18 protein-coding genes are annotated in these 17,387 nt (G+C 69.3%); 8 read left to right on the forward strand and 10 right to left on the reverse strand.

The annotated features are described in order from the left end of the window. Positions 1-97: 97 nt before the first annotated feature. Complete coding sequence (locus QE389_RS13015; protein WP_307368034.1) at positions 98-1,120, forward strand: NADP-dependent oxidoreductase; 1,023 nt, start codon at positions 98-100, stop codon at positions 1,118-1,120. 30 nt (positions 1,121-1,150) lie between these two features. On the opposite strand, the gene QE389_RS13020 is transcribed toward QE389_RS13015, so the two are convergent. Continuing rightward, positions 1,151-2,911 carry a HAMP domain-containing sensor histidine kinase gene (locus QE389_RS13020; RefSeq protein WP_307368037.1) on the reverse strand — a complete coding sequence of 587 codons (1,761 nt, stop codon included), beginning with the start codon at positions 2,909-2,911 and terminating at the stop codon, positions 1,151-1,153. Positions 2,912-3,072: 161 nt separating this feature from the next. Between QE389_RS13020 and QE389_RS13025 the strand changes: the two genes are divergently transcribed. Next, positions 3,073-3,516 carry a SufE family protein gene (locus tag QE389_RS13025; RefSeq protein ID WP_307368040.1) on the forward strand — a complete coding sequence of 148 codons (444 nt, stop codon included), beginning with the start codon at positions 3,073-3,075 and terminating at the stop codon, positions 3,514-3,516. Positions 3,517-3,553: 37 nt separating this feature from the next. Here the strand turns inward: QE389_RS13025 and QE389_RS13030 are convergent, their stop codons facing one another. Then, entirely contained in the window at positions 3,554-4,267 is a 714-nt protein-coding gene (locus QE389_RS13030) for a DUF6456 domain-containing protein (RefSeq protein WP_307368043.1), read from the reverse strand. Then, entirely contained in the window at positions 4,264-4,620 is a 357-nt protein-coding gene (locus QE389_RS13035) for a chromosomal replication initiator DnaA (RefSeq protein ID WP_307369091.1), read from the reverse strand. The genes QE389_RS13030 and QE389_RS13035 overlap by 4 nt, the downstream gene beginning before the upstream one ends. 382 nt (positions 4,621-5,002) lie before the next feature. On the opposite strand from QE389_RS13035, the gene ctrA reads away from it, so the two are divergent. Beyond that, complete coding sequence (ctrA, locus tag QE389_RS13040; protein WP_307368046.1) at positions 5,003-5,704, forward strand: response regulator transcription factor CtrA; 702 nt, start codon at positions 5,003-5,005, stop codon at positions 5,702-5,704. A 72-nt stretch (positions 5,705-5,776) separates the two neighbouring features. Here the strand turns inward: ctrA and QE389_RS13045 are convergent, their stop codons facing one another. The 4 genes from QE389_RS13045 to QE389_RS13060 form a co-directional block, all read right to left on the reverse strand. Next, on the reverse strand, positions 5,777-6,853 hold the full coding sequence (locus QE389_RS13045) for an endo-1,4-beta-xylanase (protein ID WP_307368049.1): 1,077 nt from the start codon (positions 6,851-6,853) through the stop codon (positions 5,777-5,779). A gap of 43 nt (positions 6,854-6,896) precedes the next feature. Further along, positions 6,897-7,307, reverse strand: coding sequence for a flagellar FliJ family protein (locus QE389_RS13050; protein WP_307368052.1), 411 nt, complete (start codon positions 7,305-7,307; stop codon positions 6,897-6,899). Between the two features lie 129 nt (positions 7,308-7,436). Then, the gene (gene fliI, locus QE389_RS13055) at positions 7,437-8,786 is read right to left on the reverse strand and encodes a flagellar protein export ATPase FliI (RefSeq protein WP_307368055.1); all 1,350 of its coding nucleotides are present in this window, start codon (positions 8,784-8,786) and stop codon (positions 7,437-7,439) included. 82 nt (positions 8,787-8,868) lie between these two features. Continuing rightward, positions 8,869-9,771, reverse strand: a complete 903-nt coding sequence (locus tag QE389_RS13060; RefSeq protein WP_307368057.1) for a DMT family transporter — start codon at positions 9,769-9,771, stop codon at positions 8,869-8,871. An 84-nt stretch (positions 9,772-9,855) separates the two neighbouring features. Here QE389_RS13060 and QE389_RS13065 point away from each other — a divergent pair, with 84 nt between their 5' ends. From QE389_RS13065 to QE389_RS13085, 5 genes are all read left to right on the forward strand, one after another. Continuing rightward, positions 9,856-10,338, forward strand: a complete 483-nt coding sequence (locus QE389_RS13065; RefSeq protein ID WP_307368059.1) for an Lrp/AsnC family transcriptional regulator — start codon at positions 9,856-9,858, stop codon at positions 10,336-10,338. 209 nt (positions 10,339-10,547) lie between these two features. Next, positions 10,548-10,928, forward strand: coding sequence for a LytTR family DNA-binding domain-containing protein (locus QE389_RS13070; RefSeq protein WP_307368061.1), 381 nt, complete (start codon positions 10,548-10,550; stop codon positions 10,926-10,928). 78 nt (positions 10,929-11,006) lie between these two features. Further along, positions 11,007-11,987: a cysteine synthase A gene (cysK, locus tag QE389_RS13075; RefSeq protein ID WP_307368063.1), complete on the forward strand. Its 981-nt coding sequence runs from the start codon at positions 11,007-11,009 to the stop codon at positions 11,985-11,987. Between the two features lie 97 nt (positions 11,988-12,084). After that, on the forward strand, positions 12,085-13,305 hold the full coding sequence (locus QE389_RS13080) for a DUF2336 domain-containing protein (protein ID WP_307368066.1): 1,221 nt from the start codon (positions 12,085-12,087) through the stop codon (positions 13,303-13,305). A 150-nt stretch (positions 13,306-13,455) separates the two neighbouring features. Then, positions 13,456-13,884 carry a MucR family transcriptional regulator gene (locus QE389_RS13085; protein ID WP_307368069.1) on the forward strand — a complete coding sequence of 143 codons (429 nt, stop codon included), beginning with the start codon at positions 13,456-13,458 and terminating at the stop codon, positions 13,882-13,884. An 81-nt stretch (positions 13,885-13,965) separates the two neighbouring features. Here the strand turns inward: QE389_RS13085 and QE389_RS13090 are convergent, their stop codons facing one another. The 3 genes from QE389_RS13090 to QE389_RS13100 form a co-directional block, all read right to left on the reverse strand. Continuing rightward, positions 13,966-15,087: a DUF2336 domain-containing protein gene (locus tag QE389_RS13090; RefSeq protein WP_307368071.1), complete on the reverse strand. Its 1,122-nt coding sequence runs from the start codon at positions 15,085-15,087 to the stop codon at positions 13,966-13,968. Continuing rightward, complete coding sequence (locus tag QE389_RS13095) at positions 15,084-15,947, reverse strand: hypothetical protein (protein WP_307368074.1); 864 nt, start codon at positions 15,945-15,947, stop codon at positions 15,084-15,086. The genes QE389_RS13090 and QE389_RS13095 overlap by 4 nt, the downstream gene beginning before the upstream one ends. 81 nt (positions 15,948-16,028) lie before the next feature. Next, positions 16,029-17,075, reverse strand: a complete 1,047-nt coding sequence (locus QE389_RS13100) for an ABC transporter substrate-binding protein (protein WP_307368077.1) — start codon at positions 17,073-17,075, stop codon at positions 16,029-16,031. Positions 17,076-17,387 lie beyond the last annotated feature (312 nt).

Below are 17,387 nucleotides of genomic sequence, written 5' to 3' on the forward strand. Positions count from 1 at the left end.
GGGTTCAAGAGGCGGGGCGGCTCCCTTGCCGAGGTTTCTTTGACTTCTATATCGGGCTGGACCGTGTTCCCGTGGTCAGTGCGAAAAGGCAGAGGACATGACGACCAGCAACAGGCGGGTGCTGTTGGCCCAACGACCGACGGGCCTGCCGACCCCGGCTGATTTCCGGATCGATGAGGGGCCGGTTCCGGACCCGCGCGACGGCGAGGTTCTGCTGCAGATTCTCTACCTGTCGCTGGATCCGTATATGCGGGGCCGGATGAGCGCGGCGAAATCCTATGCCGACCCGGTTGAGATCGGCGGGGTGATGGAAGGCGGAACGGTGGCGCGCGTCGTCCGCTCTCGCCATCCCGATTTCGTCGAAAATGACATCGTGCTCTCGCATTCGGGCTGGCAAAGCTACGCCGTTTCGAATGGCGAGGGCCTGCGCAAGCTGGACCCTAGCCACGCGGCGGTCAGCACGGCGCTTGGCGTCCTGGGGATGCCGGGCTTTACCGCCTATGCGGGCTTGTTGACGATCGGTCGTCCAAAGCCCGGCGAAACGGTCGTCGTCGCCGCCGCCAGCGGGGCGGTGGGCGCGACCGTGGGACAGATCGCCCGCATCAAGGGCGCGCGGGCGGTCGGCATCGCCGGGGGCGCCGACAAATGCGCCTTCGTGCGTGACGAACTAGGTTTCGACGCCGTGGTCGATCATCGGGCGCCCGATTTCGCCGTGCAGCTCAAGGCGGCCTGCCCGGACGGAATCGACGTCTATTTCGAGAATGTCGGCGGTCACGTCTGGGACGTGGTTTTCCCGCTGCTCAATCCCTTCGCCCGAGTGCCGGTCTGCGGCCTGATCGCCCAGTACAACGACGATCCGGCCATGGCGTCCGGTCCCGACCGGCTGCCGGGGGTGATGCGCGACGTGCTCACCAAGAGCCTGACGGTGCGAGGGTTCATCCAGCGCGAGTTCACAGACCAGCGACCGACCTTTTACGAAGAGGTCGGAGGCTGGATCCGAGAGGGTCGGATCAAATACCGGGAAGATATCGTGGTCGGGCTGGACAAGGCGCCCGAGGCTTTCATCGGCCTGCTTCAGGGCCGGAACTTCGGCAAGCTTGTGGTCCAGGTGGCGACCTGAGACGGAAGGCGACCGTCCTTCAATCTGCGTTTAGACGGGAACGGGGCCCGGAAGGCCGGCCTCTTCCTCCGCCGGTTCGAACGGCAGGGCGGGGGGCGAGCGGACGGGCAGGCGGACGACGATGGCCGTGCCTTCGCCCAGGGTGCTGTCGATGGTCATGCGCCCGCCGTGCAGTTCGGTCAGGCTGCGGACCAGGGACAGGCCCAGGCCGGTCCCTTGCGCCCTCTGGTCGGCGCCGCCGGCCTGTTCGAACGGGCGGCCCAGGCGCTGCAGGTCTTCGGGCGCGATGCCGACGCCGGTGTCCGACACCGCCAGCTCCAGGTCCGGGCCGACGCCGTCCAGGGTGGCCGTCACCGATCCGCCCGCCGGGGTGAACTTCACCGCATTGGACAGAAGGTTCAGCGCGATCTGCTTCAGGGCGCGGGGGTCGGCGTGGACGGGCAGGGCTTGCGTCGGCAGGACGGCGGCCAGATGCACCCCCTTGTCGTCGGCTTGCAGCCGCAACAGGGCCACGGCCGCCGACACCGCGTCGCGCGCGTCGAAGTCGGTCTGGGCCAGTTGATAGCGTTCGGCCTCGATCTTGGCCATGTCCAGCACGTCGTTGATCAGGTCCAGCAGATGGCCGCCCGCCTGGTGGATGGATTCGGCGTAGTCGGCGTAGCGGTCGGGCAGCGGGCCGAACAGGCGCTGGCGCATGATGTCGGCGAAGCCCAGGACGGCGTTCAGGGGGGTGCGCAGCTCGTGGCTCATATTGGCCAGGAAGCGGGTCTTGCCCGCGCTCTGGGCCTCGGCCTCGGCGCGGGCGTTCTCCAGCCGCAGCTCGCGGGCGAACTGGGCCGTGCCGTCGAAGGCCTGGGCGATCAGGCGCACGGGCGCGTCCGGCCGCGCGAACCGGCGCAGGACCAGCACGACCCGCCGATCCAGGGCCGTGCGGGGGGTGAACAGGATTTCGGTCGCCTGGCCGGCCAGGGCGCGCGACAGGGCCGCCGTCACCGCCGGACGCTCGGGCGCATGGACGGTGGAGACCAGGCCCTGGTCGCTCAGGGCCGAGACCGACACGGCCGGGGGCGCGGCGCCCCAGTGGGCCAGGGCCCGGCCCGCCCCATCCAGCACCAGGGTCAGGCCCGGCTGCGCGCCCATGAGGGCGGTCAGGCGGGCGGTCTCGGCTTCGGCCGCCTTCAGACGGCCCTGCCGCGCGCGCCAGGCCAGGCGCAGGGCGGCGAGCAGGGCGATCAGCACAAGAAGGCCGGAAACCGTCGCCAGACCCGGCGCAGAAGAGGTCGGATTGATCCAGGTCGAGATCAGGCCCGACAGCAGGGGCAGGGCCGCCCCCACGACGCCCGCCCGCGTCAGTCGATCGTCGCCGACGCGGGGGTGGTCCAGGGCGATCCCGGCGGCCAAGGGCAGCAGCACCAGGCCCGGAACCGCGCCGGTCACGCCCCCCGTCAGACCCGCCGCCGCCGTCGCCGCCAGCAACCAGGCCCCCATCAACACGACTCGCAGACCGGCGCCGTCGCGCGCCGCCAGCGCCACGCCCAGCACGCCGGGCAGGGCCGTCAGCAGCAGGGCAGCCTGGGTCGTCGGCGTCAGGACCAGACCCGGAACGAACGGGGCGCCCAGGGCCGTCAGCGTGACCGCCGCCGCCCATCCCGCGTGCCACGCCGCCGTCAGCGAGGCGCCCGCCAGACCTTCAGACGCCAGACCTTCGCGCGCCAGACCGTCAGGCGAAAAGGCGCGCGCGTCGGGCGCGTGGCGGTCCTCCTGAAAGCGGTGATGCTGGTGAATGTTCAAACGACGGGCTGTGGTTCTTTCCGGGGATCAAACTACCCCCGGCCTTGAGTCGGCGCGAGGCCGCTCCCCCCTGAGGCGACTCTTCCGAGGGCGTTCACCATGAATTTCAGGGGACAAAGCCGATGGTTGTCGTTAACGGCCGCCGGGCCTATCTGGCGCCCATGACCGATCGCACCCCCCCGACCGACAGCCTGGACCAGACCCTGGCCGCGCTGATCGAGGATTTCGACCTCTTGGGCGACTGGGAGCCGCGCATCGAATATGTCATCGAAATGGGCAAGGACCTGGCCCCGCTGGACGCGGCCGACCGGACCCCGGCCAACAAGGTGCCCGGCTGCGCCGCCCAGGTCTGGCTGGCCGTCCACCCCGCCGACGACGGCCGGCTGTGGTTCGCCGCCGACAGCGACAGCGCCCTGTCCAAGGGCAATATCGCCCTGCTTCTGAAACTCTATTCCGGCCGCACCCCGGCCGAAATCCTGGCCTTCGACGCCAGGGCCGCCCTGGACCGCCTGGGCCTGCCCTCGGCCCTGACCCGCCAGCGCGCCAACGGCCTGAACAGCATGGTCGGCCGGATCCGAGAGGCCGCGCTGGCGGCGGGTTCGTGAGGGGTGCGCGCGCCATTCACCCCTCACGATTGACGCTTCACCCGATCCCGTAATGCTCGGCCAGGGCCTGAAGGGCCTGGCGCAGCAGGGTCTTGCCTTGGCGGCGGCGCAGACCCAGGCCGGTTTCGGCGAGTTTCAGACTGTCGCCGTGGATGCAGATGCGGCTCAGGATCGGGCGCAGGCGCGGGCCGACGGCGCTCAGGGCCTCTTCGATCCGGCGGGCGGCGGCCAGGGCCTGATCGCCGGGCTCGACCCGGACCGATCCGCCCGATCCGGCGTGCGGCAGGGCGTCCCAGCGCATGGTCAGGGACGGGCCGCGCCGGGCTGCTTCGACATCGGACCGCAGCCGTTCGCCGGCGGCGACGTCGGCGGGCGTCAGCCAGGGTCGGCCCGAGACGTCCTTGCGCCGCGCCAGCCAGGCGATGGGGCTTTCGCCCAGATTGGCGGCCTTGAGGACCAGGCGGCCCGCCTCGTCCATCACCTGACGTTCCCCCAGGATCACGCCGGGTCGGCCGGGCGGCGCGGCGGCCGCTCGCTCTGGCGCGGCGACGCGCGCGATCCAGCCGCCCTGGTCGCGGGGCTTCAGGCCGGGCGTCTGGATCAGGGCGCGGAATTCGTCCTCGCTGAGGCGCAGGCTGACCCGCCCGCGCCGGTCCGGCCCCAGACGCAGGGCGTAGTCGGCCCCGTCCTGACCCAGCCAGGCGCCGGGCCGTCCCAACAGGGCGCGGGCGCGTTCGACCGCCCGGCTCATCGCTGCAACTCGCACGGCGGCGCCTGATAGAGGTCGTCGATACAGACCTCCAGCCGGCTCAACAGGTCGTCGATCGGCTGACGGTCGCGTTCGTCCTCGGCCCAGCGGCAGGCCTTGCCCGCCGTCGCCCGGTTCATGCCGAACACGTCGGCCACCCGCTCCAGCGTCCAGCCGAAGGCGATGTGCGACAGATACATGGCCAGCCAGCGCGCCCGCGACCCGCCGGGGTCCAGCCGCCCGCCGCCCACCATCTGTTCGGGCCGCGTCCCCGTGCGCGCCGCCACCAGATGCACCGCCAGCCCCGCCTTGATCCGGTCTTCCTGCGAAACCGGCGCCCTGTACGCCTCCAACATCACGCCCTCGTCCTTTCTGACTGTCCGACGGGGCTCATTCTAAGTCCGCCGGCTTCCCGCGATAGGAATAAAATCCTATATCGCGTCAAAATCGGTCGTAGCGCCTTATGGTACTTGAGGTTGTGTTCGGCCAAATGCGCGCGATCAGAGGGCGAAGGCCGGGACGCAGACGGGACGCAGTCGGAGCGAGGGGTGATCATGGTTAATAAATTTCGAATCGTTGACTCGCGACTCTCGACGCCGATTCGCAAATCAGCCTAGGATTCGACTCAATCCGATGGCGTTAACCCTTCTTAAGGTTTTCGCGTCTTAACCTGCGAACAAGGTTACCCGGCCGTTCGCCAGGGTAGTTACCGCTAAGCTATGGCCTGGAGGGGCACGAATGCGCGTCCTGTTGATTGAAGACGATCACGCAACTGCCCAAAGCATCGAGCTGATGCTGAAGTCCGAAGGCTTCAACGTTTACACCACCGATCTGGGTGAGGAAGGCATCGATCTGGGCAAGATCTATGACTACGACCTCATTCTGCTGGACCTGAACCTGCCGGACATGAGCGGCCTGGAAGTGCTGCGTCAGTTGCGCGTGGGCAAGATCAACACCCCGGTCATGATCCTGTCGGGCAGCCACGAGATCGAAACCAAGGTCAAGACCTTTGGCGGCGGCGCCGACGACTATCTGACCAAGCCCTTCCACAAGGACGAGCTGATCGCCCGCACCCATGCGGTGGTGCGTCGCTCCAAGGGTCACGCCCAGGCCATCATCCACACCGGCGACATCGCCGTGAACCTGGACGCCAAGACGGTGGAGGTGAACGGCCACCGCGTGCACCTGACCGGCAAGGAATACCAGATGCTGGAGCTGCTCTCGCTCCGCAAGGGCACGACCCTGACCAAGGAAATGTTCCTGAACCACCTGTATGGCGGCATGGACGAGCCCGAGCTGAAGATCATCGACGTCTTCATCTGCAAGCTGCGCAAGAAACTGGCCACCGCCGCCGACGGCAAACACTATATCGAAACCGTCTGGGGCCGCGGCTACGTCCTGCGCGATCCGGCGGAAGCGGGCCAGAGCGTCGCCGCCTGATTGGCGTCTGACCTCAAGCCAGTTTGTTAGGCCCGCCGGGGACGGCGGGCCTTCTTCTTTTTGGGGCCGTCGTCAGTCCTGGAACCCCGCCGCCAGGGCTGCCGCTATCGGATTGGGGCGGCCGAAGCTGTCGAAGGGCAGGGGCTTGTCGCGGCCGTCGTCCTTGGCGCCCTGGCGATACCAGCTGTCGGTGTCGCGCAGACCCCAGACGGTGAAGGCGAACTGCTGGACCTTGGGCAGGGCGGCGAAGGCCGAGGCCAGTTCGGTGACGCGCGCGCCCTGGGCCGCCAGACGGTCGGCCTGACCACGGAAATCCAGCCGCCTGTCGGTCCTCAGGGTGCAGTCCAGCTCCGACACATGGATCGGCAAGCCGAACTGACCGATCTTGCGCATATAGGCGGCGATGACGCCTTCGGGGATGTCGATCCACAGGTGGGATTGCAGGCCCAGCCCCTGCAGCGGACAGCCGGCCTTCAGCAGCCGCTCGACCAGTTTCAGGAATTGCGCGCCCTTGGCCGGCACGCTTTCCTGATTGTATTCATTGAGAAACAGGACGGCCTGCGGGTCCGCGATCCGGGCCTTTTCGAAGGCGCGCAGGATATAGCCGTCGTGGCCGTATCGCGCCGACCAGTGGCAGTCGCGCATGCCCGAACCGTCGTCCAGGATCGGCTCGTTGACCACGTCCCAGCTGCGGACCTTGCCGCGATACCGGCCGGCCATGGCGGCGATATAGCCGTCGAAGGCCCGGTCGAAGGCGGCGCCCGTCAGGCCCGAAAACGCCTCGGCCCCTTGCGAATACCAGATCAGGGTGTGGCCGTGCATCGCCATGCCATTGGCCTGGGCGAAGGCGGCGATGCGGTCGGTGCGGTCGAAGTTCGGGCGGCCCAGGCCGTTCGCCAGGACATATTCCATCTTCATCTCCCACTCGGGCGTGAGCTGGGAGACGTTGGCGCGGGCCAGGGCGACCCAGTCCGGGTCGTCGATCTGCATGGCCTTGATCGCCGTGCCGAACGGGGCGGGCGAGACCGACTTCAACGGCGGAACCACAGGCGGCGTCGGCTCGGCGGCGGCGAAGCGGTCGCAGGCGGCGAGGCCCCCCGCGCAGAGCGCGAGCGGGGCGGCGAGGAGGGTGCGTCGGTTCGGCGTCATGCCGTTCCCGCCCCCGCAGGGAGAGGAAGAAGGCTGTCGGTCGTCAGACCGCACGCTTCCGCAGGCCCAGTTCGTCGAAGGCGGCGGTTTCGCGCCTGGCGATGGCGATCAGCGTGTTCAGGCGGGTGGTTTCGGCCACATGCTCGAACTTCTTCAGCTCTTCGAAGGCGCCGGTCAGGGCGTCGCGGGCGCCGGCTTCCTCGGCGTCCAGAGCCGACAGATCGGATTCGGCGACGGTCTTCCGGGCCTTCCAGCCGTTCAGATAGGCGCCCAGCATCAACCCCGCGTCGGCGTCGTGACGGGCGCGGTCGCGTTCGGCCTCCGCCTCGGCGTCCAGCACGGCGATGCGGATCTCGGCCTGGCTGCGGCGTTCGGCGATCTCGGCCAGGCGCTTCTGCAGCGTCTCGACCTCATAGTTGGAGATGCGGATCAGGGATTGGGCCCAGGCGGTCATGCGGTCACGATGCGGTTCGAGAGGTTAAGAATGAGTGGCGGGTGACGAGTGGCGAGTGGCGAGTTCTCGGCGTTGGCCGAGCGACCGGCCGGTGAACAGCGGAACTGACCCGAGCGCCCTCGCCACTCGTCACTCGCCACTGTGGATCATGCCCTGGTTCAGGATGGCCTCCAGCCGAACGAAGGAGTCTTCCAGACGGGTCGCATCGTCCTTGTCCTGCCCCAGGAAATCCTCCAGCGCGGGGTTCAGGGCGATGGCCCGGTCCACGATGGGGTCGGCGCCGGTCCGGTAGGCGCCGATCTTGATCAGCTCTTCCATATTGGCATAGGCCGACAGGCACTGGCGGGCGCGCTTGTTCAGGTCGCGCTCGGGCGGTGTCTGACAGGCGGGCATGGTCCGGCTGACGGACTTCAGCACGTCGATGGCGGGAAAGCGCCCGCGCTCGGCGATCTTGCGGTCCATGACGATATGGCCGTCCAGAATGCCTCGAACGGCGTCGGCGATCGGCTCGTCATGGTCGCCGCCGTCCACCAGAACGGTGAACAGGGCGGTGATGGGGGCCGCCGTCGTGCCGTCCGGCCGGATCGGCCCCGGCCCGGCCCGCTCCAGCAGCTTGGGCAGTTCGGTGAAGACGGTGGGGGTGTAGCCCTTGGTGGTCGGGGGCTCCCCGGCGGCCAGGCCGATCTCGCGCTGGGCCATCGCAAACCGGGTGACGCTGTCCATCAGGCACAGCACCTCCAGGTCCTGGTCGCGCAGATATTCGGCGATGGCCATGGTCATATAGGCCGACTGGCGGCGCTTCAGGGCCGGTTCGTCACTGGTGGCGACCACGACGACGGCGCGTTTCAGCCCCTCTTCGCCCAGGGTCTCTTCGACGAACTCGCGCACCTCGCGGCCCCGTTCGCCGATCAGGCCGACCACCACGGCATCACAGGTGGCTTGCTTGGCCAGCATGGACAGCAGCACCGACTTGCCCACGCCCGATCCGGCGAAGATGCCCAGGCGCTGGCCCCGGCAGGTGGTGGTGAAGACGTCCATGGCCCGCACGCCCAGGTCCAGACGCTCGCCGACCCGGCCGCGCGAATGGGCCGGGGGTGGGGGCGCGCGCAGAGGGTAGGGGGCGGGGCCTTGCGGCAGCGGTCCCTTGCCGTCGATCGGCTGGCCGAAGGCGTCGATGATCCGGCCCAGCCAGGCGGTGGTGGGGCGCACGCTGGCGGCCTGGTCGATGATGCGGATGTCGGCGCCGGGGGCCACGCCCTCGACCGGACCGAAGGGCATCAGCAGGGCCTTGGAGTCGCGGAAACCGACGACCTCGGCCGGCAGGGGATCGTGGCCGCGCCGCCCGATCTCGGCCCGCGCCCCGACCGCCAGACGCGACAGGCCGCCGCGCGATTCGATCAGCAGGCCCGACACGCCCGCCACCTTGCCGGTGACGACCAGCGGGTCGATCGCTTCGACGGCGGCGACGAGATTACGCAAGCGGACGACCCCGAAAACAGTGGTTAACCGTTTGCGCCATCGTGGTTAACGCGGGATGAAGCCGGGGACGTCGGGGGGCGGCTCAGACGGTTTCGGACACCACCCGTTCGGCCCGCGTGGTGGCGATGGCGCCGACCGAGGCGGCCACGATGAACAGGATGGCCAGCCACTGCTGGGCGGTCAGATGCTCGTGCAGTATGGCCAGGGCCGCCAGGGCGCCGACCGCCGGTTCGGCGCTCAGCACCACGCCGAAGGTGCGCTTGGGGATGGCGCGCATGGCGAACATTTCAAACGTATAGGGCAGGGCGCTGGAGAACAGGGCCACCGCCGCCCCGGCCAGTAGCAGGGCGGGGTTCAGCAGGGCCGTCCCCGCATGGACCAGGCCGAAGGGCACGACCACCAGGGCCGCCACGCTCATGCCCGTCGCCACCGTCTGGCCCGGATGCAGATGCGACAGCCGCTTGCCGAACACGATGTACAGCGCCCAGAACAGGCCCGCGAGCGCCGCCAGGGCCATGCCGCCGGGGTCCAGGGCGTCCGCCCCGCTCCGGATCGGCAGCAGCAGGGCCAGCCCCGCCGCCGCAAAGCCGATGCAGGCGAAATGGACGGGCTTTCTGGAATGGATCAGGGCCAGGGCCAGCGGCCCCATGAACTCGATGGCGATGGCCAGGCCCAGGGGAATGGTCCGCAACGACATGTAGAAGCTGAGGTTCATCGCCCCCATGACCGCGCCGTACAGGGCCACGCCGATCAGGTCCTGACGGTTCAGGCGCGCGCGCCAGGGCCGGAACACCAGAACCAGCAACAGGGCCGACAGACCGACGCGATAGGCCGAGACGCCTTGCGCCCCCACCAGGGGGAACAGGGTCTTGGCGAAGGAGGTGCCGCACGCCAGGGTCGCCATGCCGGCGAACAGGGCCGCATAGGGGATCAGGCGTCCCATCTGGGGCGAGGTCAGGCGGGATTTCAGGGCCATGGTCGTCATGAGGCTTGAATAGCCGGTTCCGGCTTGCGCTTCTCGCCGATTTCCGGCCTGATTGCGCCTGAAATCGTCACGAAAGGACAGTCCATGACGAATTTCGTCGCGCTGGACGATTTCGACCGCAAGCTGCTGGCCCGCGTCCGGCGCAACACCCTGGAGCCGGCCCGGGTGACGGCCGAGGCGGTGGGCCTGTCGGAATCGGCGGTGCTGCGTCGCCTGCGCCGTCTGCGGGCCGAAGGGGTCATCGCCGCCGACGTGGCCCTGATCGACCCGGCCCGCCTGGCGCCGCGCATCGTCGTTCAGGTGCTGGTGGAGATGACCACCCAGGACCGCAAGGTGATGGAGACCTTCCAGCGGGCGATGAAGGCCAGCCCCGAGGTCCAGGGCTGTTGGGACGTGACCGGAGAGACCGACTATCTGGTCATGGTCGCCGTCCCCTCCATGCAGGCCTACGAGGCCTTCGGCATCCGCGAACTGGTCCCCGACAAGGGGGTGCGCGGCTTCAAGAGCATGATCGTGATCCGCGAGGTCGTCGGCTTCGACCCTGCGCGAGCGGCGTTGGGGCGTTAGAGCCTGATTCAGGCGCTTAGAGCGTTTCGCGGAAGAAGCGGACGACGTCTCGGTTGAAGTCGCGGTGAAAGGCGGCGCGGTCGAAACCGGGCGTCGGGGTGCAAATCTGCGGCGCGTCGGCGGCGAGGCCGGGCGAGCACGGCGGCAGGAAGTCGTAGTGGCCCGCGGGGAGGATGGCGTCGGCGCCCGCCTGCCACAGCTGAACCGGGATGCGGACGCCCGCCGACGCGCCGACGGTCGAGGGCGACGAACCCCCGTTCCCCCGCAATCCGTCCGCGCGGCTGGATCATGACCTGATCTCTCTCCAGATGGAGGATCACTATGTCCGCGTCCACACCGCGCGGGGGTCTCGGCTGGTGCTGATGCCCCTGTCCCAGGCCGTTGCGGGACTGCAGGGCGTCGAAGGGATGCAAACGCATCGCTCGGGGTGGGTGGCGCGGGCGGCCATCGTGGGGGTGGTCGAGGAGGGGCGGAACCTGCGGCTGGTTCTGACCGGCGGGCTGACGGCGGCGGTGTCGCGCGCGCGGGTGGCCAGCCTTAGGGCCGCAGGCTGGCTGCAAGCCGCCACCGCTTGTACCAGCTCGTTTTAGAAATCATCGTCTCGGCCCCCTTGCATGGCGCGCCGAGGCCTTATCTGTTGAGCGCCAGCCAATCGAGGAGACCGCCCCATGTCCGACTTCAGCTACGACGCCTCCCGCCACCTGAAGACGGGTCGGGGCAAGGTCTATGACTCGATCGTCGACACCCTTGGCGACACGCCGATCGTGCGCCTGCCGCGCCTGTCGGCGGAATACGGGGCCAAGGCGACGGTCCTGGCCAAGCTGGAGTTCTTCAACCCCATCGCCTCGGTCAAGGACCGGATCGGCGTGGCCATGGTCGAGGCGCTGGAGCAGGCGGGCGAGATCAATGCGGACACGGTGCTGGTCGAACCGACCAGCGGCAACACCGGCATCGCCCTGGCCTTCGTGGCGGCCGCCAAGGGGTTGAAGCTGATCCTGTGCATGCCCGAGAGCATGTCGATCGAACGCCGCAAGATGCTGGCCCTGCTGGGCGCCCAGCTGGAGCTGACCCCCGCCGAGAAGGGGATGAAGGGCGCCATCGCCCGCGCCCAGGAGCTGCTGGACAGCACGCCCGGCGCCGTCAGCCCTTCGCAGTTCGAGAACCTGGCCAACCCCGCCATCCACCGGGTCACGACGGCGGAGGAGATCTGGAACGACACGGCCGGCGCCGTCGACATCGTCGTCGCGGGCGTGGGCACGGGCGGCACCATCTCGGGCGTCGGCCAGGCGCTGAAGGCCAGGAAGCCCTCGGTTCGGATGATCGCGGTGGAGCCCGAGGCGTCGCCGGTCCTGTCGGGCGGCCAGCCGGGGCCGCACAAGATCCAGGGCATCGGCGCCGGCTTCGTGCCGGCCATCTACGACGGCTCGGTCGTGGACGGGGTGGAGCAGGTCTCCAACGACGACAGTTTCGACATGGCGAGGAAGGCCGCCCGCGTCGAAGGAATTCCCGTCGGCATCAGCTCGGGCGCGGCCCTGACAGCCGCCTTCCGCCTGGCGGCGCGCGAGGAGAATGCGGGCAAGACCATCGTGGTCGTCATCCCCTCCTTCGCCGAACGCTACCTGTCCACGGCCCTGTTCGAAGGGCTTTAGACGGACCCGCGCCGCCCGAACGATCGGCGACGACGGATCGCGCATCCGTCGGCGCGGGCTCACGCACGGTTAACCCGTGTACGCTAGGCTGCGCTCCATGAGCAACCTCGCGCCCATGATTGTCGAAGAGCCCGCGCCGGACACCCCGGCCAAGGCGCGCCAGGCCCTCCTGAAGCGGCTGGCCGACCTGGTGTCCCTGCCCGCCAGCCGCGTCAACGCCTTCGAACGGGCGGTGACGGGCGACCTTCTGGTGGAGATGCTGCGCCTGGCCGCGCCGGAAGAGCGTCGGCGCGTGGCCGCCCGCCTGGCGCCCCTGGCCGAACTGCCCAACAGCGTGACCCGCCTGCTCCTGCGCGACGCGGTGGATATCGCGGGGCTGCTGATCGAACAGTGCGCGGCCCTGACCGACGCCGACCTCGTGGCCTGCGCGCGTGACGCGGGACCCGAGCATCGTCGTCTGATCGCCGGCCGTCGCAATCTCAGCGAGATCGTCACCGAGGCGCTCCTGGCCACCGAAGACCCGGAGGTGGCCGAGGTCGTCCTGCGCAACGCCGCCGCGCGCCTGTCCCAGGCGGGGGTGGAGATGGCCGTCGGCCTCAGCCGCCAGCACCGCCACCTGTGCGCCCCCCTGCTGAAGCGCCCCGAACTGCGTCCGTCGGGCGCCTATGTGATGTTCTGGTGGAGCAATCCGGCCGACCGGCGCACCATCCTGCAGCGGTTCGCCGTCTCACGCGAAGTCATGCAGGAGGTGTCGGAAGACGTGTTCGTCCTGGCCGCGCGCGAGGACTGGAGCGACCCTGTCGTGCGCAAGGCCCTGCAGTTCATCGAGCGTCGCCAGCGCAGCCGCGCCGCCGTCGACAAGAGCCCGTTCGAAAGCCTGGAGCAGGCCGTCGCCGTGGCCGCCCGTGACGGACTGTCGCGCGAAACGGCCGCCGAGATCGCCTTCCTGGCCGGGCTGAAGCCGCTGACCGGCGCCAAGCTGATGGGCGACCCGGGCGGGGAGCCGCTGGCCATCCTTTGCAAGGCCACGGGTCTGACGCGCCTGGATCTTCTGAACCTGTGGCGGTCCATGCGCCGTCCCGAGGCGACGCCCGAGGGCGGCCTAAATCCCGATTGGGAACGGGTGCAGATCACCTATGAAATGCTGGCGGTAGATCGCGCCCAGACTGTATTGCGTTACTGGAACTGGACTTTGTCGTCGGCTTTGACGCCCACGCTTCTGCAGGCGATCCGTGACGGCGACGAAGAAGCGGTGGACGAGTATTCCGCTCCCGCGCGCGCGGCGATGATGGTTCTGGGCGAAGACTTTCGCCGCTAAGATCACGCAATCACAAATAGGGCGACCGCGCGCGTAATTACGCATTTCGGCGCCGTGTTGCCATTACGATCGAACAACAGTATCAACCCTGTTGTATGGAATCGGCTGTGTTCTCAGTCGAACTGAATATAGCCGAGAGTGAAGCCGCGAATGGACGAGAATCCCCAACTGCTCGAAATGACGGCCGACATCGTGTCGGCCTATGTCGGCAATAACACGGTCGCCGCCGAAACCCTGCCGTCGCTGATCGCCAGTATTCACGCCGCCCTTTCGGGCGTCACCGCCGCGCCGGTCGAGCCCGAGCCAGAGCCCAAGGAACCGGCTGTTCCGGTCCGCAAGTCGATCAACCCGGATTTCCTGATCTGTCTGGAAGACGGCCGCAAGTTCAAGTCGTTGAAGCGTCACCTGCGCACCAAATACGACATGAGCCCCGAAGATTACCGCACCAAGTGGAACCTGCCCAAGGACTATCCCATGGTCGCTCCGAACTACGCCAAGGCGCGTTCGGAACTGGCCAAGCAGATGGGCCTGGGCCAGGGCGGCCGCAAACCGGCCCGCGCGCCGCGCGCCAAGAAGTAAGCCGCCGTCCCCTCGACGCACGAACGCCCGCTTCCGCCAGGAAGCGGGCGTTTCCGTTTGGAGGCTTGGGGTCTGGGCGCCCTACGCCGCCTGGGCGGTGCGGCGCATGCGCCAGAAGCGCAGGGTCCGCAGCGCGGCGTCGCGCGTCAGCTCGCTGTACATCCGCCCATAGGCGGCCGCCTTGCCCATGGGATTGTCTTCCGATCCCAGTATGGCCACGGCGTAGGTCATGTAGATGGCGCGGTCCATGTCCGACGCCTTGCAGACCACCGACAGGGCGTCCAGGTCCTTGCGCTCCACGATGCTGCGGGCGGTGTGGAAATCCAGGTCCGACAGCTTGGCCAGGGCGATCAGGAAGGGCGTGCGTCCGTTGGAGCGCAGGAAGCGCACCAGCACCTGGGGCGTCAGCTGGCCGGCGGCGTGCAGTTCGTCCACATAGGCGACCTGTTCGGCGTAATCGGCCGGCAGGGCGCCGTCCTCGGCCGCGACCCGCGTGCGGCCGGCGCTCAGGGCCGCCTCCAGCAGGTCGGGGTTGATCCGCGCGTTCTGCTCCAGAATCTGCTGACGCAGCCTGGCCTCGACCGTGAAATACATCTCGTTCAGCAGGTCCAGCGGCAGGGTCTTGCGCTGCACCGTGGCGGCATGAAGCGCCGGATTGAGCTTGGCCCGCTCCACCGCCGTCTCGGACGCGGCCCGCGACAGGCGCGCGCCGTCGTTGCGAAGCAGGGCGTGCAGGGTGTCGTCGTCGCCGTGTTCCACGATGGCGTCGGACACCGCCTCCGACACCTCGGCCCGGCCGGAGACGGCGCGCAGGTGGTCCTGGCTGCGGCTGCGGGCCACCTTGATCAGGTCGTCGTCGGTCAGCATCGGGGAGGCGCGCAGCACCGGCGCGGCCACCTGGGCCTGGTCGTTGGCCAGACGGCGGATCAGTCGCCGCGGCGCGTTCACCGCGTCGGCGAAGCGGGCGGACAGTTCGGCCCTGACCGCCGCCTCCATCTCGTCGCACAGTCGGTCCAGCACCTCGCCGTAAAGGGCGATCTCGGCGGCGCCGTGGTCGGTCGCGCCGAAGAAGTGGTCGGTCAGTTCGCGCAGCAGCAGGCGGCGCTTCTCGCTGGAGCCCTCGCTGGCCAGGGCGATCAACTGGGGCAGGCGGGAGGTCTCGACCGTGGCGACGGCTACGGCGACGTTGGAACGCTCGGTCATGGCAGGGCGTCGGGCTCGGTCTGGGGCAGGGGTCGCACCTGGCCGTCGGCGGTGCGCCCCAGGGCGGGCGGCGCGTCGGGCTGGGCGAGGTCGGCGGAGGAGGGCGTCTGGCTCATCTCGATCGGCAGGGCGTCGAGATAGGTCTGCTGCGGCGCCGGGATGGCGTCCGGATGGCGGCCGGCCTGGCGGTGGACCGAATAGTAACGCGCGCCCTGGGCCTGGAACTGAGGCTGGGATCGGGGTTCGGCCTGGAGAGAGGCGATTTGGTCCGGGGCGACGGCCTGGGCTTCCGGCTGGCGTTGCAGGCGGAAGATGGCGGCGTCGCGGCGGGGCGCCATCGGGTCGACGGTCGCAGGGGCGGCGGCAGGGGCGGGGGCTTCGGCCGAGACGTCGGGCTGCGTTTGACCCTGCGCCTGGTCCCGCGTCTGGCCCTGCGGCGCCGATGCCGCGCTGGCCGCGACGCCTTGGGCGGGGGACGCTTGAACGGGCTCCGGCTGAACGGGGACGGACGGCGCGGGAGCGGCCGATGGGGCCGTGGCGGAAGACGTGACGGACGGAGACGCGCCGGACGGGGACGCGATCCAGGCCGTGGCGGGCGTCAGGCCCCGATGCGGCGCGCCGGACGAAGCGGAGGCGCGCGTGTCCAGCCGCGCCAGGGGCGGCAGCGCGGCGTCGCGGGCGACGAGAGCGGGCCGTGGAGGGGCGGTCGTGACGGCCGGCTTGCCGGGCCAGGTCAGATAACGCAGGCCCGCCCCGTTGACCGGCGCCTGTTGGGCCTCGGCCGCGCCGGCGGCGGCGCAGGCCAGAATCAGGCCGGACGCCAGGATCAGGCCGGACGAGGGGGCGAACAGATGGCGCAAGACGGCGCTCCCGCAGACGAGGATCACAAACCCTAGCCTTTTCCAGCTTAACCGCGCGCTAACGCTGATCGACGGGCGGCCTCAGCCCCGGCCGGGCAGATAGGCGTTGGTGAAGGCTTCGCGCCAGTTCAGGCCGGGATCATAGACGCCCGCCTGGCTGGTGGCCTCGAAGAAGGCGCGCCAGCGCTCCTCGGTCATGGCGCCCAGGCCGTAGAGGGCCGCGTCCCCGCCGTCGACGACCGCATTGTCGCGCAGCCGGTCCCGCGCCTGATCCAGCATGGCCTGGGTCATGTCGGGATTGTCCTGGCGGATCAGGGCGTCGGCGGCCGAGGGGTCGCCCCGCAGATAGTCGCGCCACCCCTCCGCCGAGGCGGCGACGAAGCTGCGCAGGGCCGCGGCGTTGTCCCGCGCAAAGGCGTTGGGCGCCAGCACCATGGCGGCGTAGGACGGATAGCCGTCGTCGGCCAGAAGGAAGACCTTGGGCGCGAACCCGCCCTCGCGCTCGACACGATAGGGTTCGGCGGTCAGATAGCCCTGCTGCACCGCGCGGCGGTCGTCCAGAAACGCCTTCAGGTCGCCGGCGTAGGGCCGCACCTGGGCGTCGGTGAACCCGTATTTGGCCTTCAGCCAGACCCAGAAGCCGTTCAGCGAGGAGTCGGCCAGCAGGAAGGGTCGGGTTTTCAACTGGGCCAGGGTCTCCAGCGCCGGATCGGGGTGGGCCATCAGGATCTGGGGGTCCTTCTGGAAGAAGGCCGCGACCGCCTTCACCGGCGCGCCCGAGGCGACCAGGTTCATCGGCACGAAACTGTTGGAGCCCATGCCCAGTTCGACCGCGCCCGAGGCCAGAAGCTGGGGCATGTTCACCCCCGGCCCGCCCTGCACGATCTGGACGTTCAGCCCGCGCTTCTCATAGGCCCCCGACGCCAGGGCTTGATAGAAGCCGCCATGCTCGGCCTGGGCGCGCCAGTCGGTGGCGAAGCGCAGCCGCACGCGCCCCTGCTCGTCCACCGGCGCCTCGGCGCGGTCGCAGGCCCTAAGGCCCAGGCCCGCGCCGCCCAGCACGACGGCGGCCCCCGCCATCAAGGCGTTGCGGCGGGTCAGGAGGGGGCGAATCCCACGCTGGAACATGTCTCTGCTTTACGGGGCGATGACGGCCTTGGGAAGGCGGCAGGTCAGGAGGGGGCGTTGTCGGGCGACGTCGGCAAGCGAAGGCCCCAATTGAGCGAGGGGACGAAGTCTTCGGGCGGACCCGTCGGCTTCGTCCCCTCGCCAAGTCCGGGTTGGACTTGGCCGTTCGGGTCTGGACCTCGGCCTGGGCGTCGTCGTGGGGCGAACCCTGCGAGGACGGTCGGCTGTATCCTGTCGCGCTCAGGGTCTTCGGCGTTCCGCGGATTGCGTCCGCGCCGTCCGTCGATCCCGATCCGGTTCCCCGGCCTGCGT

The organism is Brevundimonas sp. SORGH_AS_0993, assembly GCF_030818545.1.
GTDB lineage: Bacteria > Pseudomonadota > Alphaproteobacteria > Caulobacterales > Caulobacteraceae > Brevundimonas.

What these genes read in the sequence shown, in the direction of transcription:
- QE389_RS13015 (WP_307368034.1), top strand. Translation starts at nt 98, where the DNA reads ATGACGACCAGCAACAGGCGGGTGCTGTTGGCCCAACGACCGACGGGC.
- QE389_RS13025 (WP_307368040.1), top strand. Translation starts at nt 3,073, where the DNA reads ATGACCGATCGCACCCCCCCGACCGACAGCCTGGACCAGACCCTGGCC.
- QE389_RS13030 (WP_307368043.1), bottom strand. Translation starts at nt 4,267, where the DNA reads ATGAGCCGGGCGGTCGAACGCGCCCGCGCCCTGTTGGGACGGCCCGGC.
- QE389_RS13035 (WP_307369091.1), bottom strand. Translation starts at nt 4,620, where the DNA reads ATGTTGGAGGCGTACAGGGCGCCGGTTTCGCAGGAAGACCGGATCAAG.
- ctrA (WP_307368046.1), top strand. Translation starts at nt 5,003, where the DNA reads ATGCGCGTCCTGTTGATTGAAGACGATCACGCAACTGCCCAAAGCATC.
- QE389_RS13045 (WP_307368049.1), bottom strand. Translation starts at nt 6,853, where the DNA reads ATGACGCCGAACCGACGCACCCTCCTCGCCGCCCCGCTCGCGCTCTGC.
- QE389_RS13050 (WP_307368052.1), bottom strand. Translation starts at nt 7,307, where the DNA reads ATGACCGCCTGGGCCCAATCCCTGATCCGCATCTCCAACTATGAGGTC.
- QE389_RS13060 (WP_307368057.1), bottom strand. Translation starts at nt 9,771, where the DNA reads ATGACGACCATGGCCCTGAAATCCCGCCTGACCTCGCCCCAGATGGGA.
- QE389_RS13065 (WP_307368059.1), top strand. Translation starts at nt 9,856, where the DNA reads ATGACGAATTTCGTCGCGCTGGACGATTTCGACCGCAAGCTGCTGGCC.
- QE389_RS13070 (WP_307368061.1), top strand. Translation starts at nt 10,548, where the DNA reads ATGCGGACGCCCGCCGACGCGCCGACGGTCGAGGGCGACGAACCCCCG.
- cysK (WP_307368063.1), top strand. Translation starts at nt 11,007, where the DNA reads ATGTCCGACTTCAGCTACGACGCCTCCCGCCACCTGAAGACGGGTCGG.
- QE389_RS13080 (WP_307368066.1), top strand. Translation starts at nt 12,085, where the DNA reads ATGAGCAACCTCGCGCCCATGATTGTCGAAGAGCCCGCGCCGGACACC.
- QE389_RS13085 (WP_307368069.1), top strand. Translation starts at nt 13,456, where the DNA reads ATGGACGAGAATCCCCAACTGCTCGAAATGACGGCCGACATCGTGTCG.
- QE389_RS13090 (WP_307368071.1), bottom strand. Translation starts at nt 15,087, where the DNA reads ATGACCGAGCGTTCCAACGTCGCCGTAGCCGTCGCCACGGTCGAGACC.
- QE389_RS13100 (WP_307368077.1), bottom strand. Translation starts at nt 17,075, where the DNA reads ATGTTCCAGCGTGGGATTCGCCCCCTCCTGACCCGCCGCAACGCCTTG.